This is a genomic window from Heyndrickxia acidicola, from assembly GCF_001636425.1.
In the GTDB taxonomy this organism is placed as follows: domain Bacteria; phylum Bacillota; class Bacilli; order Bacillales; family Bacillaceae_C; genus Bacillus_AE; species Bacillus_AE acidicola.
Genome location: NZ_KV440953.1, coordinates 89973 through 108605, shown reverse-complemented (window position 1 = coordinate 108605; position 18633 = coordinate 89973). Strand labels below are relative to the sequence as shown.

Here is an 18633-nt window from a genome sequence, read left to right as displayed (position 1 = left end):
AAAACGATTTTATAAAAACCCAACAAGTGTATTGAAATGACTCGCAGCAGCGATCTTAAGATCAGACTACTTTCGCTTCTTTATGAAGCAGCTGAACAAGCTCCTGAACCTGGCTTGTCAATTCGCCTTCCAGCACTCTTCCAGCTTCCTTTTTAGGAGGCAGATAGACTTCAATTGTTTTGGTTTTAGCTTCTACATCCTCTTCTTCTAAATCCAGATCATCTAATTCAAGCTCTTCAAGCGGTTTTTTCTTTGCTTTCATAATCCCTGGCAAAGAAGGATATCTTGGCTCGTTAAGTCCCTGCTGTGCTGTTACTAGGAGCGGCAAGGAAGTTTCAATTACCTCGGAATCCCCTTCAACATCGCGTGTTACCGTTACTGTGCTGCCGTTGATTTCAAGCTTCGTAATTGTTGTGATGTATGGAATATCCAGCAAATCAGCCACACGAGGGCCCACTTGACCGGAAGCATTGTCAATCGCAACGTTTCCGCCAATAATGATATCCGCTTCTTTATCCTTTAAATACTCAGCAAGAATTTTAGAAGTAGTATATTGGTCATGATGATCAAGGTCATCCTCTGTATTAATTAAAACTGCTTTATCAGCACCCATTGCAAGAGCCGTACGCAATTGTTTTTCTGTTTCTTCATTTCCTACTGAAACGACGGTCACTTCTCCTCCGTTTTCATCGCGAAGGCGGATCGCTTCTTCTACCGCGTATTCGTCGTAAGGATTAATGATGAATTCAGCGCCATCCTCATGAATGGAATTATTGGAGACGGATATTTTTTCCTCTGTATCAAATGTTCTTTTCAAAAGCACGAAGATATTCATTAAAGTCCCTCCTATGATTTAAAACATTGCTCCAGTTATAAATATTGAGAAAATTTATGTTAAAGAAAAGCATTATTCACCTTTGAAAATCGGTGTACGCTTTTCAATAAACGCGTTAATTCCTTCCTGGCCATCCTTAGAAACAAATACTTCTCCAAACAGTTCGGATTCTCGGATGGAACCCTCATAAAAGCGCTTACTCTTATGATAGTTTACCAGTTCAATAGCAGCTTTTAAAGCTAAAGGACTCTTTTTTGCAATTTTTTGTGCAAGTTCTTTTGTTTTGTCCAGCAGTTCTCCCTCTAGGTAAGCCTGGTTAGCAAGACCCCATTTCACTGCTTCAGTTCCAGAGATTGGTTCACTTGTAAAAAGCATTTCAAATGCTTTCGCTTTCCCTACGTAATAAGGAAGGCGTTGAGTACCGGCAAATCCAGGTACCAGTCCAAGCTGAAGCTCCGGAAGTCCCAGTTTCGCATTCTCGGAAACAAGTCGGATATGGCATGCCATGGCAAGCTCTAATCCCCCGCCTAAAGCTGCACCATGGATGGCTGCAATGACCGGCTTGGGAAAGGACTCAATTCTCTCGAATACAGTCTGCCCAAATGTGCCAAGCTGCCCAAATTCCCCTTCGCTTTCAACAGTAGTGAATTCCTTTATGTCTGCTCCTGCAGAAAAAAACCTGCCTTCTCCGTGCAGGATAAGCACTCTGATCTCTTTGTCGTTTTCCACTTCATTCAGCAATTCGGAAATCTCAGAGATTAACTCACCTGCCAGGGCATTGGCAGGCGGTCTGTTTATAGAAGCGTAAGCAATACCATCTTCCTTTGTCAAAGTTAAAAAGTTCATTGCAAGCATCCCCTTTTCTGTCGAATCCTTTTACAGCCCCCGGCAGCCGTTTGTAAGAAGCTTGTGTACGGCCGGCGCGAGTGCAACAAGATCATATTTTTCTTCGTTCATCACCCATGTTGTAACGGTTTCATCAATGGTGCCAAATACCATTTGTCTCGCTAATCTGACATCTAAGTCCTTGGAAAATTCTTCTGTTTCAATGCCATACAGGAGAATTTCATCTACCAGTTGAAGATATTCTTTCAGGACATCATTGATTTTTAAACGAAGCTCCTTGTTGGATTGGCGCAGCTCCAATTGCGTTACAACTGCCAATTGATGATCATCAGATAGTATTTTAAAATGGTTTTCCACCATCACTAATAATTTCTCCGAAGCTTTTTGTTTTCCTGCAATAACTTCGTTAATTTTGTCGATAAATATGCCCATCTTTTCTTCAAACAAGGATATTAGGATATCTTCTTTGTTTTTAAAGTACAGATAGATGGTGCCATCAGCAACTCCTGCTTGCTTTGCTATTTTTGAGACTTGGGCTTGATGATAGCCATTTTCTGCAATAATAATGACAGCTGCATCGATAATTTGTTTATACTTCGGTTTGTTTTTCTTCAAGAGGCTATCACCTTCCGTTTATATACAAAATAATAAGAATGAATGGAAAATGAATGACCATTCATTCATAACTTAATGATAAAAGGATATTATTCTTCTGTCAAGTTATGTTCACACAAATTAACAAAAAGTGCAACCTCTCTGCTGAAATTGCACTTTACTCTACTAAAGGGGTCAGACCCCTTTTGTACGTTAATATATAAAAGTGCTGCCACAGAGCTTCTCTCAGGCCCAAAAAAGAAGAATGTCCTCCAATAGGGACATCCTCCATACATCATTTATGTTCTCCACAAACAATCAATAACATAGCCATACTCTCTTTCTTTACAATGGCCGTTTGCAAACATACCAGCTTTATTCCTTGCTCACCCGATGATTTCCTCATTTTGAAGTTTTTTGCGTTCTTCTTCGACCAGTGATCTTCTCAAAATTTTTCCTACCGCTGTTTTGGGCAATTCCTTTCTAAACTCATACACTCTCGGAACCTTGTAAGCAGCCAAATATTGTCTCGTAAACGCATTAAGATCTTCTTCTGTAATGGAGGCATCGTCTTTCAGCACAACGTAAGCTTTTACTGTTTCTCCTCTATAAGGGTCCGGAATACCTGCAACCACAGCCTCCTGTACACCAGGATGTTCATAGAGGACTTCCTCCACTTCGCGAGGGTATATATTGTACCCTCCCGCAATAATAATATCTTTCTTTCTGTCTACGATATAAAAATAACCATCTTCGTCCATATACCCTAAATCGCCTGTTAAAAGCCAGCCATCTTTCAGGACAGCGTCCGTTTCTTCAGGGCGTTTCCAGTAACCTTTCATGACCTGAGGGCCTTTGACTGCCAGCTCCCCAACCTCATTGGGCGGCAGGGGTTCGCCTGTTTCCAATGAAAAGATAGCTGCGTCCGTATCGGGCCAAGGGACTCCAATGCTGCCTGAAACTCTGTTTTCCCAAATGAAATTACCATGTGTGACAGGGGATGATTCTGATAAACCATACCCTTCCACCAGCTTTCCTCCCGTCACTTCCTCAAACCTGTGCTGAACCTCAACAGGAAGCGGAGCGGACCCGCTTATACAGGAATCAATGGATGATAGATCATATTTATTGATTTTCGGATGATTTAATAAACCGATATAGATTGTGGGAGCACCCGGAAAAACGGTTGGACGCTCCTTTTGAATCGTTTTAAGAGTTGTTTCTGCATCAAATTTAGGTAATAAAATCATTTTATAGCCCTGCATAACAGAAAGAATCAAGACCGTTGTCATTCCGTATACATGGAAAAATGGAAGCATGGCCAGAACGATCTCCTTGCCTTTTTCAGCCTTGTACATCCACGCATCGCACATGGAAGCGTTCGCAATCAAATTTTTATGGGTTAGCATGACTCCTTTCGGCATGCCCGTTGTACCGCCTGTATACTGCAATATAGCCAAATCCTCTTCGAAGTTGAATGCAGGATCCTCCCAGGCTGCAGGACTGGTGCCCGACATAATGGATTTAAACAGATGATGGTTCCCTTCATGCTTTACTGAAACCACTATTCCTGATTGTTTTTTCTGTATAAATGGATATGCAACGTTTTTAGGGAATGGCAGGTAGTCCTTGATAGCGGTTACGATAATATGCTCTAGGTCGGTGTTTTTTCTGATCTTTGAAATACGAGGAAATAAAATATCCAAACTTATAATGGCCTTTGCTTCTGAATCTGCCAACTGATATTCCAGCTCCCTTTCTGTATAAAGGGGGTTGGTCTGCACTGCAACTGCACCTGCGTATAAAACACCATAAAAGGCGATAACAGCCTGAGGACAATTTGGAAGCATGATGGCCACTCTGTCTCCTTTTTTAATGCCAATGGTGTTTAAATAGCGGGCAAGCTTTAAAGAGGATTGATACACTTCTTTATAAGTAAGCTCCTTTCCCATAAAATGAAGCGCACTTTTATTGGCATAGATACGTGCTGATTCCGTTAAATAAGCATGCACTGGCTTTGGTTCATATTCAAGCTCTGCCGGAATTTCTTTTGGATATTGTAGCAGCCAAGGTCTGTTATCCATAAGATTCCCCTCCAAATTATCAAAATCATAAAAAAATTCCACGATTATACATTCATTATAAGCCAATGTACTTCAGCTGACAATTTCAAACCCCATACAACATACAACCTGATGCATCAGCTTCTATGCTCGCTATGCTAAAGCCTGTTAATCGCACTTTTCTCTAAAATAAAGTAGAAATGCTCTGCTATAGCGGCCTGTTGTTTTCTGCAGCTGACGATTCCGAATTTTGCCTGCACCGATTTCCTAAAATCCCCTATTCACCAAATAAAACCCACATATCAAATTAGCATTCAGCGCTTAAAAGAGCATAAAAAAAGAGGCAAGAACGATAATAACGCCTCTGCCTCTTACTTATATAAACATCATGATAAAATTAAATAAAAGATTCCCGCCACCACAAACACAATACAACTGACAATTAACACTTTTGCTAATTTCTCCATCAGCATATGAGCATCCCCTATCTCTGCGGCTTTGTTTAGGCTGTTACGAGCATTCCACACATCAGGAAATTCCTGCACCAATTACAAAGGATAATCCTACTGATATAGCCATGGAGATAAATCCCACAGCCCTGTTATCCTCCTGTATTTCATCATCAATTCTGAACTTGGGCGTAAGAAATTCGAAAATAAAGTAACCAATCAATAAAAGGAAAAATCCAAATACCCCCCACTCTATCATGACAAATAAAGAGTCATGATGAAGAATGGACTGACTGAATATATTGGCAATCCCAAAAATTTTCCCTCCTGTAGCCATCGCCACAGCAAGGTTCCCCTTTTTAATTTCATCCCAATTTCGGTATTTGGTTACAAGTTCAAAAACAGCCAGAAATAAAACCGTACAAAGTACAACGACACTGTAATAACCGGCAGTATGGATGAAATGATTCTCCCAAAAATGACTTTTCATCCTTGTAGGCTCCTTCTCAATAATTTAAGAAGAGGGAACCAGCGGGAGTGGGCCTTATTTAAACTCCACTACAGTGATCCCGCTTCCGCCTTCTCCTGCTTCTCCCAATCTAATACGTTTTACAGAGCGGTGATGTTTCAAATATTCTTGAACACCGGTTCTAAGAGCTCCGGTTCCTTTCCCGTGAATGATAGAAACACGCGGATATCCGGCTAAAAGAGCATCATCGATGTATTTTTCAACTTTAAGAATAGCATCCTCATATCGTTCGCCGCGCAGATCCAGTTCGAGGCTGACATGGTAATCCCTTCCTTTAACAGTTGCCAAAGGCTTCGTTTCAACTTTCTTCGGAGCCTGCAGGAATTCAAGGTCTCTTTCTTTCACCTTCATTTTCATGATGCCCATTTGAACTTGCCATTCCTGTTCACCTGTTTTCTCAATCAAGGTTCCTTTTTGATTAAAGCTAATGACTTTCACTTCATCGCCAGGATGAAATTCCTGCTTTTTCTTGACCGCCTTCTTGACACTGCTCTTTTCCATGGTTGGAACAGCATTTTCAAGCCGTTTTCTTGCCTCAATTAATTCATGTTCTTTGACTGAGGCATGGCTGTTTATCCTCATCTTGCGCAGTTCCCGAATGATGTCTTCCGCTTCATCTTTGGCTTCTTCTACCACTTTTTGCGCCTTGGCTTCAGCCTTTTCAAACAGAGCATCCCGATGACTGTAAAATTCCGCCATCTGTTTTTGCATATCCTTATGAAGCTTTTCAGCATCCTTCAAGTAGTCCTGTGCTTCTAAAAGCTCCCGCTCCGCTTCTCTCTTGCTTTTTTCAAGAGATGCAATCATATTTTCAACTTGATTAGTGTCGGCCCCAATATACGATTTAGCATGATGTATAACATGATCGGAAAGGCCAAGCCTTCTTGAAATTTCAAAAGCATTACTTCTTCCCGGGACCCCTATGAGGAGTTTATAAGTCGGGCTCAATGTTTCAACATTGAATTCGACGCTCGCATTGATGACTCCTTCTCTATTGTAACCATATGCCTTTAATTCAGGATAATGTGTGGTTGCGATAACTCTTGCTCCTCTCCCGTACACCTCGTCCAATATCGAAATGGCAAGAGCAGCCCCTTCCTGAGGGTCTGTCCCTGCTCCAAGTTCATCAAATAACACAAGGCTTTCATGGTTTACAGACTTGAGAATGTCCACAATATTGACCATATGGGAGGAGAAGGTACTAAGGCTTTGCTCGATCGATTGCTCGTCACCGATATCTGCAAATACCTCTTCAAACACTGCCACATCTGACCCGTCCAATGCCGGAATGGGAAGTCCCGCCTGTGCCATCAATGTACATAAGCCGATAGTCTTTAAGGTGATGGTTTTACCGCCTGTATTTGGGCCTGTAATGACAATAGTCGTATACTCCTTCCCCAATGTTATGTCATTGGGTACAGCTGTATCCATAGGTAAAAGAGGGTGTCTTGCTTTGATTAAACGGACAAAACCCTCATGATTAATCCGGGGCATAGACCCTTTAATGGTTTTGCCATATTTCGCTTTTGCAAAAATAAAATCCAAAATCCCCAGCGTTTCGGTCAAAACAGATAATTCCGCACCTGCTTCTGCGACTTCCGCTGACAGTTCACTTAAGATCCTCTCAATTTCTGCCTGTTCTTTCATTTGCCATTCCCTTAGCTGATTATTTAAATCAACAACAGACTGCGGTTCAATAAAGAGGGTCTGTCCTGAGGAGGATTGATCATGGACAATCCCACCATAATTAGAGCGGTACTCTTGTTTCACCGGGATCACATACCGGTCATTCCTAATCGTGATAATGGCATCTGACAACATTTTAGCTGCATTTTTTGAGCGGATCATGCCTTCAAGCTTTTCACGGATTCTGCTTTCATTTCCGCGGAGACGCTGTCTGATTTGGCGCAGATTTTCACTCGCCGAATCCAGCACTTCGCCATTTTCGTTGATGGCATTCTTAATCTTATGCTCAAGTGGAGTAAGCACTGCAATTTGTTCAGCCTTGCTTTCCAATATTGGTATCTCCATTTCGTTTTCAAGAAGCCCTTCAATAAATCGTTTAATGGTTCTGCCTGCATATATGGTGCTGGCCACCTGAACCAGTTCCATTGCATTCAGGTTCCCCCCAATGTCTGCACGTTTTATGTGTGGGCGGATATCATGAATTCCGCTTAATGGAACATGGCCCTTTATTCTTAAAACGTGAGAGGCTTCATCTGTTTCTGCCTGCATTTGAACAACTTCCTCAAAAGAAGAAGAAGGTTTAAGCTCTTTCACCTTTGCAATGCCGAGCGACGATGAAGCATGCTCTAAAAGCAATTCAATAATTTTAGTAAACTCCAATGTTTTTAATATTTTCTCTTGCATCTAGTTGCAAGCCTCCTACTTCCTTATTCAGTGTGATGGCGATTCAAAAATGAAATTAAACCCTCTTGATCCATTGCATTTAAAACGTTTTTTTTCTCGATCCAGCCCCTTCTCGCAGTTCCTATTCCATATTCCATATTTTGAAGCTGCTCTATTTCATGAGCATCCGTATTAATGACGATCCTTACCCCGTTTTCCTGTGCCTTGCGCACGTTTTCTGCCGATAAGTCAAGACGGCTGGGGCTTGCATTAAGTTCGAGTGCAGTATTGGTTTCTTTTGCCCATTTAATCAACGTATCCATATCTGCCTGATAGCCTGGACGTCCGCCAATCAAGCGGCCTGTAGGATGGGCAATAATATCCACATGCGGGTTGTCCATTGCTGTCTTCAATCTATCCATAATTTTTTCTTGGGACTGGCTGAAGCTGGAATGGATGGATGCAATCACGATATCCAGCTGAGCCAAAACTTCATCATCAAAATCCAGGCTGCCATCTGGCAGAATATCCATTTCAATTCCTGACAATATTAATATGTCATCGTACTTCTCATTTAAACGTTGAATCTCTTCATTTTGGCGCAGGAGCCTCTTTGCGTCCAGCCCGTTTGCCACCTTTAAATACTGGGAATGATCCGTTATCGCCATATATTTATAGCCCTTTTGCCTGCACGCCTGCACCATTTCCTCAAGTGAATGCCCGCCATCCGACCAGGTGGTATGCATGTGAAGATCTCCTTGAATATCCTCCAGTCTGACCAGTTCCATTCCCTGTTTATATTCCTCTACTTCCCTTCCATCCTTTCTTATTTCAGGCGGAATAAATGGAAGGCCAAAATGATTGTAAAAGTCCTCTTCGGAATGGAATGTCAGGACTTCACCTGTTTCCAGCTTTTCTACTCCATATTCACTGATTTTTTCACCGCGGTCTTTTGCCAGCTGGCGCATTTTCACATTATGATCCTTTGATCCTGTGAAATGGTGAAGGGCGGTTGCATACTCATCAGGACTTACAAGTCTAAAATCCACAGAAATATCAAATTCACCCGAAATCGTAATCGAAACCTTTGTATCTCCACTTGCAATCGCCTCAGCCGCTTCATTTAACTGAAGAAGCTGTTTCTTCACTAGACTGGGGTCATTTGTAGAAATAACATAATCCAAATCCTTCATCGTTTCACTATAACGTCTTAGACTCCCTGCCCGTGAAAATTGCTCTATTCCTTCCATATGAACAAGCTGATTTTCAAGGGCCAGAGCATGCTTCTTCATATATGCGATTGGGAACCTTTCAGGGCGTTTTCCATAGGCCTCTATAGAAGCCAGGATTTTTTCCTCTGTCTTTTCTCCAAATCCCTTTAATGCCCGAACTTTCCCTTCAAGGCATACTTCCGTTAAAGTGTGAACATCCACAACCCCGAGTTCTTTATGGAGCTTGGCAATTTTCTTTGCACCAAGCCCTTGGATTTGAAGCAAAGGAATCAGCCCTTTTGGCACCTCGTCCTGCAGCTGTTCCAAGAGCTCTGACTTTCCCGTTTCTTTGTACTCCATAATGATAGCCGCTGTACCTTTTCCAATCCCTTGAATGTCGGTCAGCTCATGAATTTCTTCAAGGCTCCTATTATCAAATTCCAGAGCAGAAGCTGCTTTTCGATAAGCTGCTACTTTAAACGGACCTTCCGCTTTTAATTCCATATATATAGCAATTTGTTCTAATAATTTTATCACCATTTTTTTATTTACTTTCATTTTTTCACCAACCCTGCTGAACAGACTTTCAACACCCCTCATCTATACTAGCAAAAGGGAATGCTGTACCGCTACTTTTTACATCATGGCTCTTTTTAATTTCTATCTTGATAACTGCTCATTTCCAGCTCTTTTTACAGCTTTAAGGCGTGTGAAACAGCTAGCTAAAACACAACTGAGCTCTTTGAGAATGCCCAGGTCATTAAAGCGTTCACAAAAGACTATATAAAAGAACCTGACTCAGGCGTTGCATAAAAGCGCCAGTCAGGTCCAGTTTTTACATTTTTTGCTTCGTTTTCATGCAAGGCCTTTATACCATTTCATTATCCTACGTTATGGAGCCACCATTGCTCTACTTGTCCTGAAACAAATGGAGTATTTTTAATCATTGCTTGAGCAATAAAGGAATTGTTTAAGGCGGATTGAATCCAATCTACCGGAAGGGTTGCTCCTATATATAATAGGATAAATAAGATAAGATAGGATTCCAAAAATCCAAGAATGCCTCCCGCCCACACATTTATAAATCTCAGAATTGGAAGCTGGGCAACAAAATCAAGGGCAGAACCGATGATATGCAAAAGAATTCGAACGGCAAAAAAGATTAGGGCAAATGCAATGACTCGATAATAGGCTTCTTCCATATTGCTTCCGTGAAGAAGCATGGAAAAGGTGTTATCGGCTTTAAAGGAAGGATAAGGAATCCATAGCTTCAATTTAGCAGCTAAATCCTCGTAATACATGTAGGCTGCAAATGCAGCAGCTACAAAACTGATTAAATGGATCGCCTGAAGGATAAATCCCCTTCTCAGCCCTGCAAAGAAACTTAAAAGCAATAATATTATAATGGCTAAATTCAGCATGCCACTCAGTCCTTTAATTTGTATTCTTTTTCAAGAAGCTCATACTGCTCCTTTAATTTGATGAAATCATGGACAGCGTTGATGGCTGTCAAAACGGCTACTTTACTTGTATCTAATCCCGGATTCCTGGAGCTGATTTCTCTCATTTTTTCATCTACCAATGAGGCAACATAACGAATATGGTTTGCAGGATCTGTTCCGATGATGGTATATTGCTGCCCGTAAATACCAACCGAAGTACGGTTTTTTTCTGCCACTTACATGCCCCTCCTTAAAAGAATCCTAAACTGTATTTTAACATGATTCTTAAGGGTTGGGAAGAATTTGACGGTGATTGTCAAAAAGTCAAAAATAGAGTATTGAGTGTGATATAGTCTATATGGTTCTATTGTTTTGGATTTTTTCGCATATTTTGCTCCTTTTCGTGCATTAGATAATTTCCTTTTTATCCATCTTAAAGGCATCCTTTCGTGGGCCCATTACAGGTTTTAATTCTTTATTTTTCAGTTCTGTTCATATTGCCTGTTGATTTTCCTCTGCAGGGAATCTCCCTAACACGCTTTTCTAAGCAGGAGTCTCGCTTATCCGCTCCAATCATCATAAAATAAACATTGTTTTTTGACAGAGTCTATTTTTTAAAATCTGACAGAGTAAAGTTACAACAATAAGTTCCTGATTATTTTTGCCCATTGGCATGAAAATGAAAATCAACTGGCTTTGCGGTTGAAAAAGTATATCATAAAAGAGAAAAGTTAAAATAGGTGAACTGAAAAATATCCACTAATTCCAAGGAGGTCATTATGTCCAATAGCGTGTTGCAAGTATCCTTAAGTAAAGCCAAAGAAATGGAGGAACATTATAAGTCTTTTCTTATGCCAAAAGTGCCGCAGGGTGGGCTTTTTTCAGCAAAGATACCCGGCTGCACTATTACAGCCTACCGATCAGGCAAGGTAATGTTTCAGGGAATGAATCATGCCGAGGAGGCTGGAAAGTGGGGAAATGTTCTTATAAAGAAAACAGCCACTGTAAAAACAAAAACCTCCGGAGATTCTCTGCCTCCTGCCATCTCTTCCATGTCCTTCATCGGATCAGATGAAGTTGGAACAGGGGATTATTTCGGACCGATTACCGTAGTCAGTGCATATGTACGCAAGGATCAAATCCCCCTTTTAAAGGAGCTGGGAGTAAAAGACAGTAAAGATTTAAATGACGTTCAAATTTCCAAAATTGCTTCCAATCTATTGTCTGTCATTCCCTATAGTTTGTTAAAGCTTCCAAACCAAAAGTATAACCAGCTCCAGCAATCGGGAATGTCACAAGGGAAAATAAAAGCCCTTCTTCATAACCAGGCGTTAAATCATCTGCTCAAAAAAATTTCACCTGAAAAACCAGAAGGTATTTTGATAGATCAGTTCGTTGAAGCAGAAACCTACTTTCGATATTTAAAAGGGCAAAAAGAAATCTGCAGAGAAAAAGTATATTTTAGTACAAAAGGGGAAAGTGTACATATTGCAGTTGCTGCCGCTTCCATTCTTGCAAGATATGCGTTTGTCCAGGCCTTCGAGGAGCTTAGTAAAAAAGCCGGTTTTACCTTGCCAAAAGGCGCCGGGCCACAGGTAGACCAGGCAGCTGCCCGATTAATCAAGGCAAAAGGGGAAAGTGCCTTAAAAGAATTTACCAAGTATCATTTTGCTAACACACAAAAAGCAATGAAAATTGCTTATAAATAGACTCTGTTATTTTGCCTGTTGATTGCCGCTTCAGGCACTCGTTTCTCGTGGGTGGTTTGGGAGCCTTCTCGCCGCTTCTTAGCCTGAGGGTTCTCATTTAACCCGCTTTTCTAAACAGGAAACTCGCACATCCAATCCAATGACTATTGTGCCCAGCTTACCATTGGGCTTTTACACAACCTTTAATTACCCCGCCCGCTTTGCTGTTCCCATTTGGATGTTTTAATTTTAATCAATCTTTACATTCAAGAAGCACTCATCTGATATTGTGATGAGTGCTTTTATTAACCCATACTCGGTCTTAATTAGACATGGGATCATTAGTAAGCAGGTTGGGACAATTCGGGCACATTCAAGCGGAGGGGAGGCTTCCAAACTGCTGGTTAAACGTGCACTATTTAGAGGAAATGATGGATTTACATTTTTCCATTATTTACTTATCATAATCAAAAAGAGGTGGTGCGCAATGGAATTCATTCAAAAAAATGGATTAGAGGCTTCCGCAGTTAACGCAAAAAAGAAGCAATCTTTTTTTATTTCTTTAAGCACGACGGTTTGGCATTCCCGCTGGACAGCAGATCTTTCTTTATTGCTGGTAGCAATGATTTGGGGAACGACTTATGTCGCATCAAAAGATATTGTCTCAAGTGTGCCTGTCATGCAATTTATCTTTATCCGTTTTTTTATCACGACCATTGCCATGATGCTCCTGACGTTCAAAGAAATCCGCAAAGCAGGTAGGGCTACCTGGATAGCAGGAGTCGTATTCGGTTTATTTCTGTTTGCCATTTTTACTCTTGAAACCTTTGGTGTGGCTAACACCACAGCCTCCAATGCTGGATTCATTATCAGTTTATTTGCTGTTATGGTTCCTTTATTCCAAAGCATTATTTATCGGAAGTTTCCCGACATCACTATACTTTCTGCTATTCTATTATCCGTTATCGGAACAGCATTGCTCACTCTTCACGGATATCACGTTAATATTGGTGATTTTTTAGTACTAGGTGCTGCATTTTGCAGAGCGATTCAAATGACCTTTACCAAGCGATTAACAGATGGGAAAGAAATGAATTCCGGTGCACTTGCAACAATTCAGCTTGCTGTCGTAGCAATTGGATCTGGATGTTTGACAGCTTTCCAGGATCAAGATACTCATTTATCCATATCATTTTGGCTGATTACAGGATATCTTGCTGTATTTGCAACCATGTTTGCTTTCTTTGTCCAAATGACCATGATACGAAGAACATCCCCTTCAAGGGTAGCAATCCTTTTGAGCAGCGAGCCTATTTTTGCTGCCTTTGCCTCTGTACTTCTTCTAAGTGAGCACTTATCGGCAGCCTCTTTAATTGGAGGTGCCTGTATCGTAGCAGGCATGTTATGGGCAAGAAAACGGGCATGATAGATTCGTTCTTTAAAGCTAAGCTCTGTTAAACTCTATGTTGAAAACGGCTCGTTTTTTAGCTCATTTTACTGTAAAGAAAGGAAGATTCACAATAATAAGCTAAAAAGTCCATTAGCAAAGCCTAAAAGTAAAAGGATAGATAAGACAGCATATACGCGTCTCATCTATCCTTTTCTTTTGCGCCATTTCATAAGGCGAATTTACTTCTGTTGCCTTATCCTCTTAGTTCTGCACCTGCTTTTTCGCTAACAGCGGATAATACTTTTGTATGAACCGCTACAACTTCTTCATCCGTAAGCGTCTTTTCAGGATCCAAATAGGTTAATGAAAAGGCAATGGATTTTTTGCCTTCCTCCATATGCTCCCCTTCATAAAGGTCAAAGATGGAAACTTCTTTTAAAAGCTTACCGCCAGCTTCCATGATGATTTGTTTCAACGTATCTGCAGAAACACTTCGATCCACTACTAATGCAATATCCCGTGTAATTGATGGAAAACGCGGAATTTGTGTATAGTGCAATGGCTCGCCTTTATAAGCATAAAGGGCTTCAGCGTTCAATTCAAAAACATAGGTTTCCTTTAAATCCAACTCTTTTTCGATACGAGGGTGTACCTGCCCCAAGCACCCAATCACATTGCCCTCTAAAAGAATTTCCGCAGAACGTCCCGGATGAAGCCCATCGAACGCCTTTGCCCTGAATTGGACAGCCTGCTCAACTCCAAGCTTAGCAAACAGCCCTTCAAGAACACCTTTAGCTGTATAGAAATCTGCAGGTTTCTTTTCTCCCTGCCATGGATGAGAATGCCATAAGCCAGTAATTGCACCTGCCAAGTGTTCTTCTTCCTTCGGCTGGTCGTGATCAGTTGTTTTGAGGAAAACAGCGCCCAATTCATATAAGGCAAGTGAATCGGATTTTCGCGCTAGATTGTAAGACACTGCTTCAAGCATTTGAGGTAAAATGCTTAAACGTAAATAGCTTCTTTCTTCGCTCATCGGCATAGCAAGCCGGATTGGCTCACGTTTATCCAAAGCAAATTTCCCAGCTTTCTCACTGCTTGTTAAAGAATACGTTACTGCTTGATGTAAGCCGGCGCCTTCTAAGAACCGTTTCGTAATTCTGCGTTTTAATTGCGCTTCATTTAAGCGGCCCGGAGTAGCGGCACCTTTTGGCAGTGTGGATGGAAGGCGGTCATATCCGTAAATACGTGCCACTTCTTCTATTAGATCCTCTTCTATGGTAATGTCTCCACGTCTTGTTGGAACTTCTACTGTAAAAGTGCCATTTTCCTCACTTATCTTGAATTGGAGACGGTTAAAAATAGCCACTACTTCTTCAGCAGTTATTTGCGTGCCTAAAACACGATTGATTTTTTCGTTGGTAATCGTTAAAATAACTGGTTCTGATCTCAGAGTGTTTATTTCAACGATTCCTTCCAGAACCTCTCCTCCGGCATATTCTGCCATAAGCTGTGCAGCCTTATTGGAAGCAGCATGCACCCGATTTGGGTCAACCCCTTTTTCGAATCTTGCACTCGCTTCACTTCGAAGGCCGTGATCTTTCGATGCATTTCGGATTGTCTGGCCGTCAAAATAAGCTGATTCCAGCAAAACGGTTGTTGTCATTTCCCCAACTTCTGAATTGGCACCACCCATGACACCTGCGAGTGCAACCGGCTCCTTGCCATTTGTAATGACAAGATGATTTGTTTTTAAAGTACGTTCCGCCTGATCCAGTGTCATGATTTTTTCATTATCATGTGCAAGGCGTACAACAATCTCTCTTGAGCCCAATTTATCATAATCAAATGCATGAAGCGGCTGGCCATATTCAAGCAAAATATAGTTGGTGATGTCCACGATATTATTATGTGGACGTATTCCTTCTGACATAAGGCGTGCCTGCATCCATAAAGGTGATGGACCTATTTTAACATTCTTTATCACTCTAAGAGTATACAATGGGCTTTGGCTGTATGCATCTACCTTAACTGAAACATAGTCGGATGCCTTTTCAGAGGATTCTTGTACTTCTGCAGAAGGCAATTTCACTTCTCTGCCCAAAATAGCTGCCACCTCATAAGCAACTCCTAGCATGCTTAAGCAATCAGAACGGTTTGGAGTCAGGCCGAGCTCCAATACTTTGTCATCTAAATATAGAAGAGTTAAAGCATCTGTGCCTGGTTCTGCATCATTCGGAAAAACAAAAATGCCTTCTGAGTACTCTTTTTGAACAAGCTTGCTCTCAATCCCCAGTTCCTGAAGAGAACAAATCATCCCATTGGATTCCTCTCCGCGGAGCTTTGCACGTTTTATCTTAAAATTACCCGGAAGCACTGCGCCTACCGTAGCAACCGCAACCTTTTGCCCCTTCGCTACATTCGGCGCGCCGCAAATGATTTGAACAGGGTTTTCTTCACCAATATCAACAAGGGTTTTATTCAGTTTTTCTGCGTTTGGGTGCTTTTCACATTCCAGTACATGGCCGACAACAATCCCCTTTACGCCTTCCCCTTTTACTTCTACTCCTTCGACTTCGATTCCGCTTCTTGTAATTTTTTCAGCAAGCTCTAAAGCCTTTACACCTTCTAAATCGACATAGTCCTGCAGCCATTTATAGGAAACAAACATTTGTACTCTCCTCCGTCATCATTATTCATGTTTTGCAAATTGTTTTAAGAACCGCACATCATTCGTATAGAAGTGGCGAATGTCATCTATTCCGTACTTAAGCATGGCAATTCTCTCAGGCCCCATTCCGAATGCAAAGCCTGTATATTTAGAAGAATCAAAGCCTGCCATTTCCAATACGTTCGGGTGCACCATTCCTGCACCAAGGATCTCAATCCAGCCTGTTCCTTTACAAACGCTGCAGCCGTGGCCGCCGCAAATTTTACAGGTAATATCCATTTCAACAGATGGCTCTGTAAATGGAAAAAATGAAGGGCGCAGCCTAATTTCGCGGTCCTCTCCAAACATTTTCTTTGCGAATACCTGAAGGGTTCCTTTTAAGTCACCCATTGTAATGTTTTCATCAATTACTAGACCTTCAATTTGCATGAACTGATGGGAATGGGTAGCATCATCGTTATCACGGCGATACACTTTTCCTGGACAAATAATTTTAACAGGGCCTTTGCCTTTATGTTTTTCCATCGTGCGCGCCTGTACAGGAGATGTATGAGTTCTAAGCAGAATCTCATCTGTAATATAGAAGGAATCCTGCATATCACGTGCAGGGTGTCCTTTTGGCAGGTTCAAGGCTTCAAAGTTATAGTAATCCTTTTCAACCTCAGGGCCTTCTGCTACCTGGTATCCCATACCAATAAATAAGTCTTCAATTTCCTCTACAATTTTTGTAAGAGGATGATGATTTCCCGTTTTTACAGGACGTCCTGGCAGGGTAACATCAATCGTTTCTGCAGCCAGCTTCTTTTCCACTTCTTCTGCTTCAAGTGCAGCTTGCTTGGTTTCAATTTTTTTAGCGATTGTGTCCCTGACCTCATTAGCTAGAGCACCCATTTTCGGTCTTTCTTCTGCTGATAATTTTCCCATTCCTTTTAAGACCTCTGTGATTGGGCCTTTTTTTCCTAGATATGCAACCCGAATATCATTTAGTGACTTTAAATCAGAAGCTGTTTCAATTTGAGCCAGGGCTTCTGTTTGAAGTTCTTTTAATTTTTGCTCCATGGTAATGCCTCCTATAATTTTTTGCATACAAAAAACCCCGTCCTGGAAAAGGGACGAGGTTAACGCGGTACCACCCTAATTAACATATACGCTTCATATGTTCACTTCATTGAGATAACGGCTTTTCTGCCGAGTCCATCTTTACGCTTCCTAAAGAAAACGGTCCCGATGCTGACTCAAGGGGTGAATTCACTTAATGGTTTGCCATAAAAATGCTTGCAGTCAACGGCATTTTCTCCCTTGATGGCTTTCAATAGGCTACTGATCCCTGTCAAAGTCTTTGACTTTCATTCAATTGTTTCTATTATAGTATGCTGAATAACAAAATTCAAATGTATTTTATAAAGATTGGTCCTACGCCCTTAGGTAGTAAAGTAAAATTCCTGCGGCAATGGCTACGTTCAACGATTCACTTTTTCCGTAGATAGGAATATACAGGTTTTGGTCTGTAAGCTCAAGTAGCTCCTTCGATACTCCATTCCCTTCATTCCCCATCAGCAGAGCGAATGTTTGTCCTGGTTCTGCCTCTTTAAAAGAAGATGCTCCCTCCAAGGCAGTTCCATATACAGGGGTTCCCGCCGTTTTTAGCCGGTCAATCCACTCTTTTAAATCCCCCGCCAAAATATCAAGGTGAAAATGACTCCCCTGCGCTGAACGAAGAGCCTTTGAGTTGTAGAGGTCGACCGTTCCTTTCCCAAGTATCACCGCATCAATACCAGCTGCATCTGCTGTTCTAATCATCGTCCCAAGATTACCTGGATCCCGGATGGCATCCAGAAGCAAATACTTCTTGTTTTCTAAAGAAGATATGTTTGCCTTCTTCATTTCACAAAGAGCAAATACGCCTTGGGACGTTTCAGTATCCGATATTTCTCTGCTGATTTCAGGTGAAATATAAGTCAATGGAATATTGCTGAGATCCCAGGACGTTGGCAAATTGGTATCTTCCGTAATAATGAGCTCCACGACTTCATCTTTATGGTTTAATGCTTCCTCAACAAGATGAAATCCTTCAATTAAATATGTATGTGTCTTTTCCCGTTCTTTTTTAGTTAATAGCTTTTTCCACTGCTTTACTTGTGGATTCTTAGCAGATTGTATATGTTTCACAGAATATAAACTCCTTTTTTTGCACTCATATGCTTTATTATATCTTAAATTTCATACATATAAAATTCCAATTAGCAAATGCTAGTTTAGACACTATTACTAAAAGGAGTGCGCCATAGATGAATTTAAATCTCCGTAATGCCGTCATTCATAATGTCAGCGGAAACACGCAGGATCAGCTAAAGGATACCATTGTCGATGCTATTGAAAGAGGCGAAGAAAAAATGCTTCCAGGCCTTGGAGTTTTATTCGAGGTAATTTGGAATAACGCTGATGAAAAAGAAAAGAGTATGATGCTTGAAACATTAGAAGATGGATTAAAGCATTAAACTCTTTCTCAATGAAGAAGAAGCACATGAAGCCGCCGCAGGAATGATAGTACAATTTTTGCGGCGGCTTT

The 18633-nt window shown here is 41.2% G+C and carries 15 protein-coding genes; 3 read left to right on the top strand and 12 right to left on the bottom strand.

Translation table 11 applies throughout. The features are described 5' to 3' along the window. Positions 1-61 precede the first annotated feature (61 nt). From A5N88_RS00440 to zapA, 9 genes are all read right to left on the bottom strand, one after another. Complete coding sequence (locus A5N88_RS00440; RefSeq protein ID WP_066261699.1) at positions 62-835, bottom strand: electron transfer flavoprotein subunit beta/FixA family protein; 774 nt, start codon at positions 833-835, stop codon at positions 62-64. Between the two features lie 72 nt (positions 836-907). After that, the gene (locus A5N88_RS00435; protein ID WP_066261697.1) at positions 908-1681 is read right to left on the bottom strand and encodes an enoyl-CoA hydratase; all 774 of its coding nucleotides are present in this window, start codon (positions 1679-1681) and stop codon (positions 908-910) included. 30 nt (positions 1682-1711) lie between these two features. After that, on the bottom strand, positions 1712-2296 hold the full coding sequence (gene fadR / locus A5N88_RS00430; RefSeq protein ID WP_066261695.1) for a fatty acid metabolism transcriptional regulator FadR: 585 nt from the start codon (positions 2294-2296) through the stop codon (positions 1712-1714). A 365-nt stretch (positions 2297-2661) separates the two neighbouring features. Further along, complete coding sequence (locus A5N88_RS00420) at positions 2662-4359, bottom strand: long-chain-fatty-acid--CoA ligase (protein WP_066261691.1); 1698 nt, start codon at positions 4357-4359, stop codon at positions 2662-2664. Between the two features lie 507 nt (positions 4360-4866). Continuing rightward, complete coding sequence (locus A5N88_RS00415; protein WP_066261685.1) at positions 4867-5277, bottom strand: DUF350 domain-containing protein; 411 nt, start codon at positions 5275-5277, stop codon at positions 4867-4869. Positions 5278-5331: 54 nt separating this feature from the next. Further along, positions 5332-7686 carry an endonuclease MutS2 gene (locus A5N88_RS00410; protein WP_066261682.1) on the bottom strand — a complete coding sequence of 785 codons (2355 nt, stop codon included), beginning with the start codon at positions 7684-7686 and terminating at the stop codon, positions 5332-5334. Between the two features lie 23 nt (positions 7687-7709). After that, a complete protein-coding gene (gene polX, locus A5N88_RS00405; RefSeq protein WP_066261680.1) occupies positions 7710-9434 on the bottom strand; it encodes a DNA polymerase/3'-5' exonuclease PolX in 1725 nt (574 codons plus the stop codon). A 323-nt stretch (positions 9435-9757) separates the two neighbouring features. Continuing rightward, positions 9758-10297 carry a CvpA family protein gene (locus tag A5N88_RS00400; protein WP_066261678.1) on the bottom strand — a complete coding sequence of 180 codons (540 nt, stop codon included), beginning with the start codon at positions 10295-10297 and terminating at the stop codon, positions 9758-9760. A gap of 5 nt (positions 10298-10302) precedes the next feature. Next, the gene (zapA, locus tag A5N88_RS00395; RefSeq protein WP_066261677.1) at positions 10303-10554 is read right to left on the bottom strand and encodes a cell division protein ZapA; all 252 of its coding nucleotides are present in this window, start codon (positions 10552-10554) and stop codon (positions 10303-10305) included. Between the two features lie 543 nt (positions 10555-11097). On the opposite strand from zapA, the gene rnhC reads away from it, so the two are divergent. Together rnhC and A5N88_RS00385 are read left to right on the top strand one after the other, a co-directional pair. Continuing rightward, positions 11098-12027, top strand: a complete 930-nt coding sequence (rnhC, locus tag A5N88_RS00390; RefSeq protein ID WP_066261676.1) for a ribonuclease HIII — start codon at positions 11098-11100, stop codon at positions 12025-12027. Between the two features lie 466 nt (positions 12028-12493). Further along, positions 12494-13432, top strand: coding sequence for a DMT family transporter (locus tag A5N88_RS00385; protein ID WP_198160143.1), 939 nt, complete (start codon positions 12494-12496; stop codon positions 13430-13432). A gap of 217 nt (positions 13433-13649) precedes the next feature. On the opposite strand, the gene pheT is transcribed toward A5N88_RS00385, so the two are convergent. The 3 genes from pheT to A5N88_RS00370 form a co-directional block, all read right to left on the bottom strand. After that, a complete protein-coding gene (gene pheT, locus A5N88_RS00380) occupies positions 13650-16064 on the bottom strand; it encodes a phenylalanine--tRNA ligase subunit beta (RefSeq protein ID WP_066261673.1) in 2415 nt (804 codons plus the stop codon). A gap of 21 nt (positions 16065-16085) precedes the next feature. Further along, positions 16086-17123: a phenylalanine--tRNA ligase subunit alpha gene (gene pheS, locus A5N88_RS00375; protein ID WP_066261671.1), complete on the bottom strand. Its 1038-nt coding sequence runs from the start codon at positions 17121-17123 to the stop codon at positions 16086-16088. Positions 17124-17477: 354 nt separating this feature from the next. After that, the gene (locus tag A5N88_RS00370; protein WP_066261669.1) at positions 17478-18233 is read right to left on the bottom strand and encodes a TrmH family RNA methyltransferase; all 756 of its coding nucleotides are present in this window, start codon (positions 18231-18233) and stop codon (positions 17478-17480) included. Positions 18234-18352: 119 nt separating this feature from the next. Here A5N88_RS00370 and sspI point away from each other — a divergent pair, with 119 nt between their 5' ends. Further along, positions 18353-18562: a small acid-soluble spore protein SspI gene (gene sspI / locus A5N88_RS00365; RefSeq protein ID WP_066261667.1), complete on the top strand. Its 210-nt coding sequence runs from the start codon at positions 18353-18355 to the stop codon at positions 18560-18562. Positions 18563-18633: the final 71 nt, after the last annotated feature.